Annotated in this window: 12 protein-coding genes; 7 read left to right on the top strand and 5 right to left on the bottom strand. The window is 69.9% G+C overall.

Going from position 1 to position 15,111, the window contains the following annotated elements:
- The first annotated feature begins 39 nt into the window (after positions 1-39).
- The 3 genes from IFT87_RS07395 (at position 40) to IFT87_RS07405 (ending at position 7,429) form a co-directional block, all read left to right on the top strand.
- Complete coding sequence (locus IFT87_RS07395; protein WP_192007975.1) at positions 40-2,085, top strand: acetyl-CoA carboxylase biotin carboxylase subunit; 2,046 nt, start codon at positions 40-42, stop codon at positions 2,083-2,085.
- Positions 2,086-2,333: 248 nt separating this feature from the next.
- Complete coding sequence (locus tag IFT87_RS07400) at positions 2,334-4,733, top strand: DUF3772 domain-containing protein (protein WP_192007976.1); 2,400 nt, start codon at positions 2,334-2,336, stop codon at positions 4,731-4,733.
- Positions 4,734-4,798: 65 nt separating this feature from the next.
- Positions 4,799-7,429, top strand: a complete 2,631-nt coding sequence (locus IFT87_RS07405) for a TonB-dependent receptor (protein WP_192007977.1) — start codon at positions 4,799-4,801, stop codon at positions 7,427-7,429.
- A gap of 43 nt (positions 7,430-7,472) precedes the next feature.
- Here IFT87_RS07405 and IFT87_RS07410 read toward each other — a convergent pair whose 3' ends face one another.
- Complete coding sequence (locus tag IFT87_RS07410) at positions 7,473-9,014, bottom strand: ABC transporter permease/substrate-binding protein (RefSeq protein WP_192007979.1); 1,542 nt, start codon at positions 9,012-9,014, stop codon at positions 7,473-7,475.
- A complete protein-coding gene (locus tag IFT87_RS07415; protein WP_192007980.1) occupies positions 9,011-9,772 on the bottom strand; it encodes an ATP-binding cassette domain-containing protein in 762 nt (253 codons plus the stop codon). The genes IFT87_RS07410 and IFT87_RS07415 overlap by 4 nt, the downstream gene beginning before the upstream one ends.
- Positions 9,773-9,825: 53 nt before the next feature.
- Here IFT87_RS07415 and IFT87_RS07420 point away from each other — a divergent pair, with 53 nt between their 5' ends.
- Positions 9,826-10,611 (top strand): SDR family oxidoreductase, encoded by a 786-nt coding sequence (locus tag IFT87_RS07420; protein ID WP_031440926.1) that lies wholly within the window; start codon positions 9,826-9,828, stop codon positions 10,609-10,611.
- Positions 10,612-10,735: 124 nt separating this feature from the next.
- Here the strand turns inward: IFT87_RS07420 and IFT87_RS07425 are convergent, their stop codons facing one another.
- Entirely contained in the window at positions 10,736-11,032 is a 297-nt protein-coding gene (locus IFT87_RS07425; RefSeq protein ID WP_031394518.1) for a 4a-hydroxytetrahydrobiopterin dehydratase, read from the bottom strand.
- A gap of 47 nt (positions 11,033-11,079) precedes the next feature.
- Here IFT87_RS07425 and IFT87_RS07430 point away from each other — a divergent pair, with 47 nt between their 5' ends.
- From IFT87_RS07430 to IFT87_RS07440, 3 genes are read left to right on the top strand one after another with little or no spacing between them, the layout of a single operon-like run.
- Positions 11,080-11,502, top strand: a complete 423-nt coding sequence (locus tag IFT87_RS07430) for a metallopeptidase family protein (protein ID WP_416365719.1) — start codon at positions 11,080-11,082, stop codon at positions 11,500-11,502.
- Positions 11,499-12,083: a heme ABC exporter ATP-binding protein CcmA gene (gene ccmA, locus IFT87_RS07435; RefSeq protein ID WP_192008217.1), complete on the top strand. Its 585-nt coding sequence runs from the start codon at positions 11,499-11,501 to the stop codon at positions 12,081-12,083. Before IFT87_RS07430 ends, ccmA begins: the two co-directional genes overlap by 4 nt.
- On the top strand, positions 12,083-12,724 hold the full coding sequence (locus tag IFT87_RS07440) for a heme exporter protein CcmB (RefSeq protein ID WP_192007981.1): 642 nt from the start codon (positions 12,083-12,085) through the stop codon (positions 12,722-12,724). Before ccmA ends, IFT87_RS07440 begins: the two co-directional genes overlap by 1 nt.
- Before the next feature lie 113 nt (positions 12,725-12,837).
- On the opposite strand, the gene IFT87_RS07445 is transcribed toward IFT87_RS07440, so the two are convergent.
- On the bottom strand, positions 12,838-13,713 hold the full coding sequence (locus tag IFT87_RS07445; RefSeq protein ID WP_056017567.1) for a class I SAM-dependent methyltransferase: 876 nt from the start codon (positions 13,711-13,713) through the stop codon (positions 12,838-12,840).
- Positions 13,710-15,110 (bottom strand): threonine synthase, encoded by a 1,401-nt coding sequence (thrC, locus tag IFT87_RS07450; protein ID WP_037531826.1) that lies wholly within the window; start codon positions 15,108-15,110, stop codon positions 13,710-13,712. Before thrC ends, IFT87_RS07445 begins: the two co-directional genes overlap by 4 nt.
- Position 15,111 lies beyond the last annotated feature (1 nt).

The raw sequence follows: 15,111 nt of genomic DNA on the forward strand, positions 1-15,111 counted from the left end.
GGCGCCAAGCCGGGGAGACGGCACAGTTTAGGGCGAGAGATGTTCAAGAAAATCCTGGTCGCCAATCGCGGCGAGATCGCATGCCGCGTGATGCGCACCGCCAAGGCGATGGGGATCAAGACCGTCGCGGTCTATTCCGACGCCGATGTGCGCAGCCCGCACGTGCTGATGGCGGACGAGAGCGTGCGGCTGGGGCCAGCGCCCGCGGCGGAAAGCTATCTCAAGGCCGAGCTGATCCTGCTGGCGGCCAAGGAGACGGGCGCGGACTGTATCCATCCGGGTTACGGCTTCCTGTCCGAGCGCGAGAGCTTCGCGCGGGCGTGTGCCGAGGCGGGGATCGCGTTCGTCGGGCCGCCGCCCGCTGCGATCGCGGCGATGGGCGACAAGATCGAATCGAAGAAGCTCGCCAAGGCGGCGGGCGTCAACGTCGTGCCGGGCTATCTGGGCGAGATCGCGGATACCGACGAGGCGGTGCGGATCGCGGGCGACATCGGCTATCCGGTGATGATGAAGGCGTCGGCGGGCGGCGGCGGCAAGGGCATGCGGCTCGCGTATAGCGAGCAGGACGTCCGCGAGGGCTTCGAGGCGACCAAGCGCGAGGGGCTGGCGTCGTTCGGCGACGACCGCGTGTTCATCGAGAAGTTCATCGAAAGCCCGCGGCATATCGAGATCCAGCTGATCGGCGACCAGCATGGCAACATCGTCTATCTCAACGAGCGCGAATGCTCGATCCAGCGGCGGCACCAGAAGGTCGTCGAGGAAGCCCCGTCGCCGTTCGTGACGTCGAAGATGCGCAAAGCGATGGGCGAGCAGGCGGTCGCGCTGGCGCGGGCGGTGGGCTATTATTCTGCCGGGACAGTCGAGCTGATCGTGTCGGGCGCGGACACGAGCGGCGAGGGATTCTACTTCCTCGAGATGAACACGCGGCTCCAGGTCGAGCATCCGGTGACCGAGGAGATTACCGGGCTCGATCTGGTCGAGCTGATGATCCGCGTCGCGGCGGGCGAGCCGCTGGGGTTCGCGCAGGACGAGGTGAAGCTGAACGGCTGGTCGATCGAGAACCGGGTCTATGCGGAGGATCCGTATCGCGGGTTCCTGCCGAGCATCGGGCGGCTGGTGCGGTATAATCCGCCTCTCCCGTTCGCCCTGAGCGAGGGTGCTTCGACTTCGCTCAGCACGAACGGGGGAGGGGATGTGGATTCCGCCGAACCCCGCGTCCGTGTCGACGATGGCGTGCGCGAGGGGGGCGAGGTCAGCATGTTCTATGACCCGATGATCGCCAAGTTGATCACCTGGGCGCCGACGCGCGAGGGGGCGGTCGCGGCGCAGATCGCGGCGCTCGACGCGTTCGAGCTCGAGGGGCCGGGGAACAACATCGATTTCCTGTCGGCGATCATGCAGCATCCGCGCTTCCAGTCGGGGGCGCTGACGACCGGGTTCATCGCCGAGGAATATCCCGACGGGTTCCACGGCGCGCCCGCGGATGCGGCGTTGCTGACGACGCTGGCCGCGGTTGCCGCCTTTGCCGCGACGGCAGAAGCCGACCGCGCGCGGCGGATCGACGGGCAGCTCGGGCGGCGGTTGCGGCCGCCTGCGGACTGGGTGGTGACGATCGGCGGGACCGATCACCGCGTGCGCGTGTCGACCGACGGGATTTCAGTCGATGGCGAAGCGCTCGACCTGTCGCTCGAATATACGCCGGGGGACCGGATGGTGATGGTCGAGGGCGACGAGCATCTGACGATCCGGATCGCGAAGGCGCGTGCCGGGTTCAGGCTGACGACGCGCGGCGCGAGCCATGTCGCGCGCGTGCTGCCCGCGCGGGTCGCGCCCTATGCCGCGCACCTGATCGAGAAGGTCGCGCCCGATCTGTCGAAATTCCTGATCTGCCCGATGCCGGGGCTGCTGGTGCGGCTCGACGTCGCGGCGGGGGACCGGGTCGAGGCGGGGCAGGCGCTCGCGGTGGTCGAGGCGATGAAGATGGAGAATATCCTGCGCGCGGAGAAGACCGGCGTGGTGAAGTCGGTATCGGCCGCGGCGGGGGACAGCTTGGCGGTGGATCAGGTGATTTTGGAGCTGGAATAGGCTTGAGCCCTTGTGTCCCCGCGGAGGCGGGGACCCAGACTGGGCTCCCGCCTGCGCGGGAGAACATGGGGTCCACCACCCCGGCGGAGGCCGGGGTCCAGTTGGGGGATGTGGCTAGGCTAGCGCTGCGCGTCGTTACTCGAGCCTTCCCACCTGGGCCCCGGCCTTCGCCGGGGTGGTGTGTAGGGAGGGCGGGCCATGGCGGCGGGCTCTCCCGTTTTTGGCTGTGACGCTGTAGAGCCGGGCGGATGATCGTTCCCCGCTATTTCGCCGCGTTGCTGTTGCTCGTGTCCGCTGTGCCTGCCGTCGCGCAGGACGAGGCGAGGGTGGCGTCGGTGGCGGCGGGGCTGACGCGGGCGTCGGCGGAGTTGCAGGCGGTCGACGATGCGGCGGTCGAGGCGCGTGACGATGCGGCGCGGCAGGCTTTGCGGGCGCGGGCGGAGGCGGTGCAGGCGACCGCAGCGGAGGCGGTGCGCGTGCTGACGCCCGAAATGGCGCTGGTCCAGGCGCGGGTGACCGAGCTGGGCGCGGCGACACCGGGGGTGGTCGAGGCGCCCGAGATCCGCCAGCAGCGCCGGTTGCTCGCGCAGAGCCAGTCGGCGATCGATTCGGCGATCAAGCGCGCGCGGCTGATCGGGGTCGAGGCCAAGCAGCAGATCGACGATATCGGTGCGGCCGAGGCGGAGGAGCTGGGCCAGCAATTGTCCGAGCGCAGCGCGTCGCCGCTGTCGCCGACGCTGTGGACCGCGATCGTCGATCACCTGCCGCGCGACACCGCGCGGCTGAACCGGTTCGCGGCGACCGGCGTGCGCCAGTTCGTCCAGCGGTTCGACATGCAGGCGGCGATCATCGCGCTGACCGGGCTGCTCGCCGCACTGGTGGTGCTCGTGCCGGTGCGCGGTGCGCTCCACCGGCTGGGGCGCGGCTATGCGACCGATCATGCGCCGGGGGGGCGGATCCGGCGGTCCGCCTATGCGCTGTGGCTGGTGGTGATCGGCACGATGTTGCCCGGATTCGCCGCGCTGGCGTTCGTCCAGTCGCTGCGCTGGTCCGCCCTGCTGTCGCCCGCGTTCGACCAGATCGCGGCGCGTTTCGTCGGATTGTCGTTCTTTGCGGCCTTCCTGTCGGCGTTGGGCGGCGCGTTGCTGTTGCGCGCGCAGCCGAGCTGGCGGCTGTTGCCGATCGGCGACAGCGCGGCGCAGACGCTGCGCCCCTTCACCTGGGCGGCGGCGGGGTTGGTGTTCTTCGGCCAGCTGCTGATCACGGCCAACGCGCTGGTCGGTGCGAGTGCGGCGGCGTCGACCGCGGCGAACGCGCTGATCGCGCTGCTCCATCTGGCGCTGATCGCCGGCGTGCTGGTCGCGCTCGGGCGGCTGAGGGCGGCGGCCCAGCCCGATCCCGAGAAGCCCGCCCGCAACAGCCTGCTCGCGATCGTCGCGCTGGTCGTGTGGCTGGCGGTGCTGGTCGCGTTCGTCGCCACGCTGACCGGATACGTCAATTTCGCGCTGAAGACTGCGCAGTGGATGGTGTGGGGGGCGATCGTCGGCGCGACGCTGTACCTGATGATGACCTTCACCGACGACGCCTGCCGCGCCGCGCTGTCGAGCAACAACCGGATCGGCCGGAGCGCGAACAGCGGCTTCGGGGTCGGCAACCGGACGGTCGACCAGATCGGCGTCCTGCTGTCGGCGGTGCTGCGGCTGATGCTGATCATGCTGGCGTTCGGCGCGGTGATGGCGCCGTTCGGGGCGGGCGTGACGTCGGTGTTCGAGCTGTTCGGGACGCTTGCGGGCGGGATCACGGTCGGCGAGATCACGATATCGCCGGGCGCGGTGCTGCGCTCGATCGCGGTGCTGTTCGTTGCGCTGGCGATCATGCGCGGGCTGCAGCACTGGCTGGTCAACAGTTACCTGCCGACGACCGCGATGGATGCGGGCGCACAGAATTCGGTGACGATGGTCGCGCGCTATGCGGGGATCATCGCCGCGGTGCTGTGGGCGCTCGCCGCGCTCGGCATCGGGATGGAGAAGCTGGCGGTGGTGCTGGGTGCGCTGTCGGTGGGCATCGGCTTCGGCCTGCAGGCGATCACGCAGAATTTCGTGTCGGGGCTGATCCTGCTCGCCGAGCGGCCGGTCAAGATCGGCGACTGGGTGCGGATCGGCAACCAGGAGGGCGACGTCAAGCGGATCAACGTGCGGTCGACCGAGATCCAGGTCGCCGACCGATCGACGCTGATCGTCCCCAATTCGGAGCTGATCACCAAGACGATCCAGAACATGACGCTGGCCGCGCCGATCGGGCGGATCCAGCTGCAATTCTCGGTGCCGATCGAGAGCGATCTCGACGCGGTGCGGACGATGCTGTTCACCGCCTTTGCCGACCAGAGCGAGGTGCTCGACGATCCCGAGGTGAAGGTGTTCATCGATTCCGTCGATGGTGGCCGCGCGAAGCTCAACTGCTTTGCCTATGTCGCGAGCCCGCGCGACGCCTATCCGGTGCGCAGCGCGCTGCTGTTCACGCTGCTGCGCCAGTTCCGCGAGGCGGGGATCGATCTGGGCGCGACGACGACGCGGATGGAGCTGATCGGGACGCCGCCCGCCGTCGGGGCCGCCGGGATCATGGCCGGACCGACCGACGCGGCGCGGTGAAGCGGCATAATCCTGCGACAATTGGCCCCTAGGTGCCGGGGTCAGGTCGATGGGATGTCAGGGTTATGCGTACACTGGGTTTGATGCTGGCGGTGAGCCTGCCGGCGATGGCGGCGGCGCAACAGGCGCCCGCGCCGGTGCCGGCGACAGAGGGCGCGCAGACGGACGGTTCCGCAGCCGAGCCGGAGGATAGCGTCGAGGGCGAGGAGATCGTCGTCACCGGATCGCGCAAGCTGCCCGGATCGGTGGTCGGCGACATTCCGCCCGACCAGACGCTCGGCCAGGCGGACATCCGCTCCTACGGCGTCAGCTCGGTGTCCGACCTGCTTGCCGAACTCAGCCCGCAGACGACGAGCGGGCGCGGCAGCGGGGGCGCGCCGGTGGTGCTGCTCAACGGGCGGCGCATCTCGAGCTTTTCCGAAATCCGCGACATCCCGACCGAGGCGATCCAGCGCGTCGAGATCCTGCCCGAGGAGGTCGCGCTGAAATATGGCTATCGCGCGGACCAGAAGGTCGTGAACTTCGTGCTGCGCCGCCGCTTTCGCGCGGTGACCGCGGAGGCGATCGACCGGATGCCGACCGAGGGAGGGACGAACACGCCGCAGGCCAAGCTCGACCTGCTGACGATCGCGCGCGACCGGCGGGTCAACCTGCATGCCGAATATACGACGAGTTCGGCGCTGACCGAGGCCGAGCGCGACATCGTGCCGATCGCCGGGGGCAACGGCAGCGGGGCGGTGGGAGCGGGCGGCGCGGTTGTCGATCCGACGCCGTTCCGCACACTGCAGGGCCAGACGAGCACCTTCACCGCGAACAGCGTCTATGCGCGCAACATCTTCGGCAATGTCGGCGCGACGATCAACGGACGGCTCGAATCGACCGACAGCCGCAGCCTGAACGGCCTGCCCGTCGCGGCGCTGACGCTGGCGGACGGCAGCGTGATCAACCGTGCGCTCGACGATCCGGGTTTCCTGCCGCTGGCGCAGCGCGCGTCGTCGATCGCGGCGCATCTGGGCACGACGCTGAACGGCGATGTCGGCACGTGGCGCTGGACGGTGACGGGCAATTACGATCGCAGCGACACGCAGACCTTTACCGATACCGGCGTCGATGCGGGCGCGTTCAATGCGCGGCTGGCGGCGGGCGATCCGACCGCGGTGCCGCTGGGCGCGCTGACCGCGGCGGATATCGGTGCGGCGGCGGGCAACCGCGCCTATGCGACGCAGAGCATCGGCGGGATCGACGCGGTCGCCAATGGCCGGCTGTTCGCGCTGCCCGCGGGCGACGTGTCGACGACGCTCAAGCTGGGCGCGGAGACCGCCGATTTCGACAGCCGGTCGGATCGCGGCGGGTTCGCGCAGCGCGGACAGGTGGCACGCGACACGGTCAACGGCCAGGTCAATGTCGACCTGCCGATCGCGAGCCGGTCGAAGGACGTGCTGCCGTTCCTCGGCACGCTGTCGGCGAACTTCAACCTGGCGCAGGATCATTTGTCGGATTTCGGCACGCTGACCACGCTCGGTTACGGCGCGAACTGGGCGCCGATCCCGGCGGTGCGGCTGATCGCGTCGGTGACCGACACCGACCAGGCGCCGACCGCACAGCAGCTGGGCAATCCGTCGATCACGACGCCCAATGTCCGCGTGTTCGATTATGTCCAGGGCACGACCGCGACCGTCACCACGATCAGCGGCGGCAATCCCGGGCTGAGCGCGGACAATAACCGCGTGACCAAGCTGGGGCTGACGGTGAAGCCCTGGGCGGGGCGCGAGGTGACGCTGACCGCCAATTATGTCGACAGCCGGACCGACAATCCGATCGCCGCCTTCCCGGCCGCGACCGCGGCGATCGAGGCGGCGTTCCCCGACCGGTTCGTCCGCGACGCGACGGGCGCGCTGTTGCAGGTCGACCGGCGGCCGATCAATTTCGCGCGCAGCGAACGCTCCGAACTGCGCTGGGGGATCAATTTCTCCGCGCCGCTGAAGTCGAAGATCCAGCGCGAGCTCGAGGCGTTTCGCGCGGGGACGGGGCCCAATCCGTTTGCCGGGATGCAGCCGCCGGGCGGCGGGCGGCCTCGGGGTGAAGGACCGCGGGGCGAAGGCGCCGGGCCGGGTGAAGGACGTGGCGGTCCGGGCGGCGGTGGTCCGGGCGGCGGTGGTCCGGGCGGCGGGGGCGGCGGCTTCGGGCGCGGCGGGCGCGGGCAGGGCGGCGGGCGTGTGCAGTTCGCGCTGTATCACACCTGGCGCTTTACCGACCGCGTGCTGGTCGCGGAGGGCGGGCCGAGCCTGAACCTGCTCGACGGCGATGCGATCGGCAATAATGGCGGGTCGGCGCGGCACAGCCTGGAGGCGCAGGCGGGGTATAGCAACAATGGCCTCGGCGCGCGGCTGTCGGCGAATTACGCGGCGGGCACCCGCGTCGATGGCGGGACCGCGGCGGCGCCCGAGACGCTCAATTTCGGTGGGTTGGCGACCGCAAACGTGCGGCTGTTCGCGGATCTGGGGCAGCGGCTCGAATGGGTGAAGGCGCGGCCGTGGCTGCGCGGGATGCGCGTCACGCTGTCGGTCGACAATGTGTTCAACACGCGGCAGCGGGTGACGGATGCGAGCGGGGCGGTGCCGAATACCTATCAGCCGGATTATCTGGATCCGCTGGGGCGGACGGTGCGGTTGAGCGTGCGGAAGCTGTTTTTCTGAGGCTCGCGTCATCCTGACTTTCGTCAGGATGACGGATTTGAGGTTAGAGGCCGATCTTGCTCGCGAGCCAGCGGGCGGCGGCTTCGGGGGTCTGTTTGTCGGTGTCGCGGTCGACCTGGTAATTGGCGGTGCGCATCGCCTCGACCGGGATGCGGCCGATAAGCGGGCGGAGCGCGGCGGTGAAGCGGGCGTCGTTCGCGCGGGCGGGGGCGACCATCAGGATCGCGTCATAGCCGGGGATCGCGTGGCGCGGGTCGGTGAGCACGGTCAGCCTGTCCGCGGCGATCCGGCCGTCCGAGGAAAAGGCGGAGATGACGTCCGCCTTCCCGCTCTGCAACGCGCGGTACATGAAGGTCGGGCTGTACGGCGTGGTGCGTGCGAAGCGGAGCGGATAGGCGCGTTTCACCGCCGCCCATTCGGGGCGTTCGAGGAATTCGAGATCGCTGCCGAGCGTCAGGCCTGGTGCGGCCTTCACCAGATCGTCGAGGCTCGCGATGCGCTGGCGGCGCGCCACGTCCGCCTTCATCGCAAAGGCATAGGCATTCTCGAACCCGAGCGTGCCGACCAGGCCGACGCCGTGCGTGCTCTTCGCCCAATTGCCGATATCGGCGACCATCTTGGTGCGCTCGGGCACGTCGCTGCGCTTCATCTCGTTGGCCCAGATCGTGCCGGCATAGTCGACATAGACGTCGATATCGCCGCCTGAGAGCGCGCCGAAGACGAGCGCGGAGCCCAGACCGTCGCGATACGTGACGGTGTAGCCCGCGCGGGTCAGCCGGTCGCCGATCAGCCGCGCGAGGATATATTGCTCGGAGAAATTCTTCGCGCCGACGACGACCGTCCGGTCGCCGCCGCCGCCGCGGGGCCAGAGCGGCGCGGTGGCGAGCGCGGTGCCTGCGACCAGCAGCGCGGCGCTCGCGATCCACAGCCAGCGGCGGCGCGCGCGGATGCCCTGTTCGATCCCGCCGATCAGCGCGTCGACGATAAGCGCGAGCGCCGCCGCGCTGACGCAGCCGGCAAGCACCAGCGCCCAGTTCTGCGTCTGGAGCCCGGCGAAGATCAGGTCGCCCAGACTCGGCTGGCCGACCGTGGTCGACAGCGTCGCCGCGCCGATCGTCCAGACCGCGGCAGTGCGGATGCCGGCGACGACGACGGGGGCGGCGAGCGGGGCCTCGACGAGGCGGAGCTTCTGCGCGGGCGTCATGCCGACCGCGTCGGCGGCCTGCGACACCGCGGGATCGAGCCCCTTCAGCCCCGCGACCGCGTTGCGCAGGATCGGCAGCAGCGCATAGAGCGTGAGCGCGATCAGCGAGGGCAGGAAGCCCAAGGCGGGGATCCCGCCGCCAACCAGCGCGGAGAGGCTGAGCAGCAGCGGATAGAAGAGCGCGAGCAGCGCGAGGCTGGGGACCGTCTGGACGAGGCTGGCGAAACCGAGCGCGACGCGCGCGACCGCGGCGTTGCGCGCGGACCAGATCGCGAGCGGCAGGCTGATCGCGATGCCGAGCAGGAGTGCCGCCGCGGACAGCAGGACGTGGCTGGCGAGCAACGGCGGCACGCGGGTCAGCGCGTCGAGAAACGCGCTCATGCGACGAGCGCCCGGAGGCGGTCGGCCTGCGCGCGGGGGACCTGGACCAGAGCCTGCGCGTCGTCGTTGCCCTCACCCGCGACGAGCGCGGCAGGGGTCGCATCGGCGACGATCCGCCCGGCCTTCATGACGAGCACGCGGTCGGCGAGCAGCAACGCCTCCGCCATGTCGTGCGTGACGAGGATGGTGGTGAGGCCCAGCCGGTCGTGCAGCTCGCGGATGCGCGTGCCGAGCGCGTCGCGGGTGACGGGATCAAGCGCGCCGAACGCCTCGTCGAGGAGCAGCAGCTTTGCCCCCGGTGCGAGCGCGCGGGCGATGCCGACGCGCTGGCGCTGGCCGCCCGACAACGCGTCGGGCAGGCGCCCGGCGATGCCGCGCGGCAGGTCGACGAGATCGAGCAGCGCGCCGACATCGGCCTCGTCGCCGCGGCCGGCGATGCGCAGCCCGATCGCGATGTTCTCGGCGATCGTCATGTGCGGGAACAGGCCGATATTCTGGAAGACATAACCGACCCGGCGGCGCAGCGCGGGCGCGGGGCCGTGCGTGACGTCGGTGCCGTCGAGCAGGACGCGGCCGTCGCTGGGCTCGACGAGGCGGTTGATCGTCTTGAGGAGGGTCGACTTGCCCGATCCAGACGTGCCGACGAGCGCGACAAAGCTGCCTCCCGCGATCTCGAGCGAGACCGCATCGACCGCGATCGTCGCGCCGTAAGCCCTGGTGACGCGTTCGAAAGCGAGCGCTGGAGATTGATCTGGCATCTGGGCGCAGGATGCGGGAAACATACCGCAAAATCAAACGGAGAGGATCGGCCATGAGCCAGCAGAGCATATTCATCACCGGCGGCGGTTCGGGGATCGGCCGCGCGACCGCTTTGCTGTTCGCGCGCAAGGGCTGGCGGATCGGGCTGGCCGACGTCAGCGCCGCGGGGCTGGCGGAGACCGCGGCGCTGCTGCCCGAGGGGGCGTCGACCTATGTGATGGACGTGCGCGACCGCGACGCGTGGGTGGCGTCGCTCGATGCGTTCACGGCCGTGACGGGTGGGCGGCTCGACGTGCTGTTCAACAATGCCGGGATCGGCTCGGGCGGACCGCTCGCGACGACCGACTTCGCCGAGATCGACCGGGTGGTCGGCGTCAACCTGGTCGGCGTGCTGAACGGCGCGAAGATCGGTCATGGCTATCTGAAGCGGACGCCGGGATCGTGCCTGCTCAACACCGCATCGGCGTCGGCGATCTATGGCTCGTCGGGGCTGGCGCCCTATTCGGCGACCAAGTTCGGGGTGCGCGCGATCACCGAGGCGCTCGACGGCGAATGGGCGGGCGACGGGATCAAGGTGCGCGCGATCGTGCCGAGCTTCATCGACACGCCGCTGTTGAACACGACCGCGGGGGGATCGAACCGGTCGATCCGCGAGACGGTGACGGGCGCGGGGCTCGAGCTGACCGGGGTCGAGGCGGTCGCCGACGCGGCCTGGGCGGCGGTGCACGGCAATGCGGTCCACACCTATGTCGGCAAGACCGCGCACCGCATGGCGTTCGCCGCGCGCTGGATGCCGGGGTCGCTGCGCAAGCGGATGCGGCGGAGTGTGAAGCGCTAGGGGGGCGTCCCGTCATCCCGGGCTTGATCCGGGACCCAGAGTCACGGGCGTTGCCGTTTGGGGCTCTGGATCCTGACTTTCGTCAGGATGACGGGGTGGGGGCGTCAGGATGACGGGAGGAGCGTCAGGAGTCGCCGACAATGGCGTCGATGGCTTCGGCCATTTCGATGTCGCGGGGGGAGAGGCCGCCGGCGTCGTGGGTGGTCAGCAGGATCTCGACGCGGTTCCAGACATTCTTCCATTCGGGATGATGGTTGGCGCGTTCGGCGATCAGCGCGACCTGGGTCATGAACCCGAACGCCTCGACGAAATCGGCGAACACGATCGTCCGCGTGATCGCGTCGCGGCCATCGTCATAATCCCACTCGTCGAGTCCATCGAGCGCCTCGGCCCGCTCGGTCTCGTTCAGTGCCTCGATCATTCGCGTACCCTTGCAGCTATGGATCGCCAACGCGTATGGCTGGAGCCATGAGCGGGCAAGCGACAATCCATGGTGATACGCAGGGGCTCGCGCCCGATGCGGCTGCGATCGAGGCGATCGGGCGCGCGACGATCGCGCGGCTGCCCGCCGAATTCCGCGTGCATCTGGGCGACGTGGTGTTCGTGGTCGAGGAGTTCGCCGACGAGGAGACGCTGGCAGAGCTCGGCATCGAGCATCCGCTCGACCTGTCGGGGGTGTATCAGGGGCGGCCGCTGGGCGAGAAATCGTCGATGGATAGTGGCGCGATGCCCGACCGTATCACCTTGTACCGGCGTGCGATCCTCGAGGAATGGATCGAGACCGGGGTGCGGCTCGACGATCTGGTCGCGCATGTCACGATCCACGAGATCGGGCATCATTTCGGGCTGAGCGACGACGACATGCATGCGCTGGAAGACGCCGCGGCGTGAGCCTGGCGTTTCGCCGTGTCGCCTGCGACCGCGGCGGACGGCGGCTGTTCGACGACGTGTCGTTCGCGCTGGCGGCGGGTGAGGCGGCGGTCGTCGCGGGGCCGAACGGTGTCGGCAAATCGAGTCTGATCCGGATCGCCGCGGGGCTGTTGCCGCCCGCCGAGGGTGCGGTGACCGCGACCGGGCGCATCGCGCTGCTCGCCGAGGCGGCGGCGCTGGATGCGGAGCGCACGGTAAGCGAGGGGCTGGCGTTCTGGGCGGCGCTCGACGGGGCGGACGGGGTGAAGGTGGCGCAGGCGCTCGACGCCGTCGGGCTCGCGGCGCTGGCGGGGGTGCCGGTGCGGATGTTGTCGACCGGGCAGCGGCGGCGCGTGGCGATGGCGCGCGTAGTCGGGTCCGGCGCGCCGATCTGGCTGCTCGACGAACCGGGCAACGGGCTCGATGCGGCGTCGCTCGGGCGGCTCGAGGCGCTGATCGCGCGGCACCGGGGCGGGGGCGGGATCGTGCTGGCCGCGACGCATCTCCCGCTGGCGATTCCGGGGGCGCAGACGATCGTCCTGTCGGGTGAGGAGGCGGCGTGATGCTGGCGCTGACCTTGCGCGACGTGCGGCGCGGCTATGCGGGGGGCGGGGCGGCGTTGGTCGTCGCGTTCTTCCTGCTGGTCGCAGTGCTGTTTCCGTTCGCGATCGGGCCCGATGCGGCGGTGCTCGCGCGGGTCGGGGGCGGGGTGATCTGGGCGGCGGCGCTGCTCGCGGCGTTGCTGCCGGTCGAGCGGCTGGTCGGGCCGGACCTGGAGAGCGGGATGCTCGACCAGTTGCGCGTGCGCGGGGTGTCGCTGGCGCTGGTCGCGGCCTGCAAGATCTTAGCGCATTGGGTGGCGTTCGCGCCGCCGCTGATGCTGGCGGCGGTGATCGCGGCGGGGTTGCTCGACCTGTCGGGGGCAACCTTGGTGCGGGTCGAGATCGGGCTGGCGATCGGGACGCCGGGGCTGGCTGCGCTTGCGGTCGCGACGGGGGCGCTGGTCGCGGGGTTGCGCGGCGGGAGTGCGGTGGCGGGGCTGGTGATGCTTCCGCTCGCGGTGCCATTGCTGATCTTTGGCGCGGGGGCGCTCGATCCGGTCGGCGGGGCGGGGGCGTTCAAGCTGCTCGGCGCGGTCAGCCTGGTGCTGGTGGCGGGGGCGCCGTTCGTGGCGGGGGCGGCGATGCGGGCTGGGATGGAGTAGGCGGGGGTTGGGGCTGGTGCTTCGACTTCGCTCAGCACGAACGGATCTTGGGGTTTGGGGCGGGGGTGTGCTTCGACTTCGCTCAGCACGAACGGTTTGGGGGTGGTCCCGCGTCAGTCGCGGGACCAGCGGGCCCAGATGGCGGTGGGGAGGGTGAGGCCGCGGGTTTCCTCGCGGACGCCGAGTTCGCCGGCTTCGACCTTGCCGGGCAGGTCGGCGAAGACCTGGTTGAGCAGTTCGCCGATCGCGAGCGCGGACATGCGGACCGCGTAGACCGTCAGGAACAGGAAGCGCGAATTCTCGTCGAGTAGCTTGCGGCAGTCGGCGATGAGGCGGGGCAAGTCCTCCTCGAGCCGCCAGACCTCGCCCTCGGGACCGCGGCCATATTTCGGCGGGTCGAGCAGGATGCCGTCATAGCGACGGCCGCGCCGCACCTCGCGCGCGACGAACTTGGCGGCGTCGTCGGTCATCCAGCGGATCGGCGCGTCGGCCATCCCCGACAGGCGCGCATTGGCCTTGGCCGCCTCGACCGATTTCTTCGACGCATCGACATGGACCATGCGGACGCCCTTGGTCGCCATGGCGAGCGTGCCGACGCCGGTATAGCCGAACAGGTTCATGCATTCGGGGCTGTCGAGCCCGGCGACGCGCTCGCGCATCCAGCTCCACACCGGCGCCATGTCGGGGAAGAAGCCGAGATGGCGGAAGGGGGTGGTCTGCGCGGTGTAGGACACCTCGTTCCACTTGAGCGTCCAGCCCTCGCGGGGCACGGGTTCCGAGAATTCCCAGCGGCCGCCGCCATCCTCGTCCGAGCCGGGGACGAACTCGCCTTGCGCCTTCCAGTCGGTCGAGGCGGGGGCCCACATCGCCTGTGGTTCGGGGCGGATGAAGCGGAAACGGCCATAGCGTTCGAGCTTCTTGCCGTGGCCCGAATCGATCAGGCCGTAGTCCGCCCAGGGTTCGCCGATGAGGGTGTCGAGCGTCTTCATGCCGACGGCTTTGCGCGGTCGGCGATATAGGCGGTGATCGCGTCGAAGGTCGCGGGCAGCGTGACGTAGCGCTCCTCGCGCTGGAACAGGTCGCCGACGCGTGCGGGGAGCGACGGCCGGACGCCGGTCGCGCGCTCGACCGCGTCGCGGAACTTGGCGGGATGCGCGGTGGCGAGCGTGACGATCGGGGTACCGGGCGGCACCTCGGTACGCAGCGCGGCGGCGAGGCCGATCGCGGTGTGCGGGTCGATCACCTGCCCGGCATGCTCATGCGCCCAGCGCATCGCGAGCGTCATGTCGTCGAGATCGACACGGTCGCTCTGGAACAAGGCCGCCGCCCCTTGCGACTGCGCGTTGGTGAGCCGCATCGCGCCAGACGATTCGAAGCCCGCCATCTGGGCTGCGAGTGCTGCGCCGTCGCGGCTGCCGAGGTCGAACAACAGGCGTTCGAAGTTCGAGCTGACCTGGATGTCCATCGACGGGGTCGGGGTCTGTTCGACGCCGGTCTTCGAATAGTCGCCGCTGCTGAGTGCGCGGTGGAGGATGTCGTTGACGTTGGTCGCGACGATCAGCCGCGCGACGGGAAGGCCCATGCGGGCGGCGACATAGCCGGCGAAGACGTCGCCGAAATTGCCCGTGGGAACGGAGAAGGCGACCTCGCGATCGGGCGCGCCGAGGCGGACCGCGGCGTAGAAGAAGTACACGACCTGCGCCATCAGCCGGGCCCAGTTGATCGAGTTCACCGCGGACAGCGCGAACCGGTCGGAGAAGCCGGGGTCGTTGAACATCGCCTTCACGAGCGCCTGCGCGTCGTCGAAGCTGCCTTCGATGGCGATGTTGTAGACATTGGGGCTGAGCACCGTCGTCATCTGGCGGCGCTGCACGTCGGAGATGCGGCCGGCGGGGTGGAGCATGAAGATGTCGATGCCCTCGCGCCCCGCGACCGCGTCGATCGCGGCCGAGCCGGTGTCGCCGCTGGTCGCGCCGACGATCGTCAGCCGCTTGGTCGTGCCCGCGAGGAAGCGTTCGAAGAAGAGGCCGAGCAGCTGGAGCGCGACGTCCTTGAACGCGAGCGTCGGGCCGTGGAAGAGTTCGAGCAGCCACTGGTCGTGGTCGAGCTGGACCAGCGGGACGACCGCAGCGTGTGAGAAGCGGCCATAGGCCTGGTCGCAGAGCGCCTTCAGCTCGTCGCGGGTCATCGCGTCGCCGACGAACGGCGCCATGACGGCGACCGCGGTGTCGACATAGGAGAGGCCGGCGAGCGCGGCGATCTCGTCGCGGGTCATCGTCGGCCATGCCTCGGGGAGGTAGAGGCCGCCATCGGATGCGAGGCCGGCGAGCGTCGCCGCTTCGAAATCGAGGACGGGGGCCGAGCCGCGGGTGCTGATGTAACGCATG

The organism is Sphingomonas sp. CFBP 8765, from assembly GCF_014841445.1.
Classification (GTDB): Bacteria; Pseudomonadota; Alphaproteobacteria; order Sphingomonadales; family Sphingomonadaceae; genus Sphingomonas; species Sphingomonas aerolata.

What these genes read in the sequence shown, in the direction of transcription:
- IFT87_RS07420 (WP_031440926.1), top strand. Translation starts at nt 9,826, where the DNA reads ATGAGCCAGCAGAGCATATTCATCACCGGCGGCGGTTCGGGGATCGGC.
- thrC (WP_037531826.1), bottom strand. Translation starts at nt 15,110, where the DNA reads ATGCGTTACATCAGCACCCGCGGCTCGGCCCCCGTCCTCGATTTCGAA.
- IFT87_RS07410 (WP_192007979.1), bottom strand. Translation starts at nt 9,014, where the DNA reads ATGAGCGCGTTTCTCGACGCGCTGACCCGCGTGCCGCCGTTGCTCGCC.
- IFT87_RS07415 (WP_192007980.1), bottom strand. Translation starts at nt 9,772, where the DNA reads ATGCCAGATCAATCTCCAGCGCTCGCTTTCGAACGCGTCACCAGGGCT.
- IFT87_RS07440 (WP_192007981.1), top strand. Translation starts at nt 12,083, where the DNA reads ATGCTGGCGCTGACCTTGCGCGACGTGCGGCGCGGCTATGCGGGGGGC.
- IFT87_RS07425 (WP_031394518.1), bottom strand. Translation starts at nt 11,032, where the DNA reads ATGATCGAGGCACTGAACGAGACCGAGCGGGCCGAGGCGCTCGATGGA.
- IFT87_RS07405 (WP_192007977.1), top strand. Translation starts at nt 4,799, where the DNA reads ATGCGTACACTGGGTTTGATGCTGGCGGTGAGCCTGCCGGCGATGGCG.
- IFT87_RS07400 (WP_192007976.1), top strand. Translation starts at nt 2,334, where the DNA reads ATGATCGTTCCCCGCTATTTCGCCGCGTTGCTGTTGCTCGTGTCCGCT.
- IFT87_RS07430 (WP_416365719.1), top strand. Translation starts at nt 11,080, where the DNA reads ATGAGCGGGCAAGCGACAATCCATGGTGATACGCAGGGGCTCGCGCCC.
- IFT87_RS07395 (WP_192007975.1), top strand. Translation starts at nt 40, where the DNA reads ATGTTCAAGAAAATCCTGGTCGCCAATCGCGGCGAGATCGCATGCCGC.
- IFT87_RS07445 (WP_056017567.1), bottom strand. Translation starts at nt 13,713, where the DNA reads ATGAAGACGCTCGACACCCTCATCGGCGAACCCTGGGCGGACTACGGC.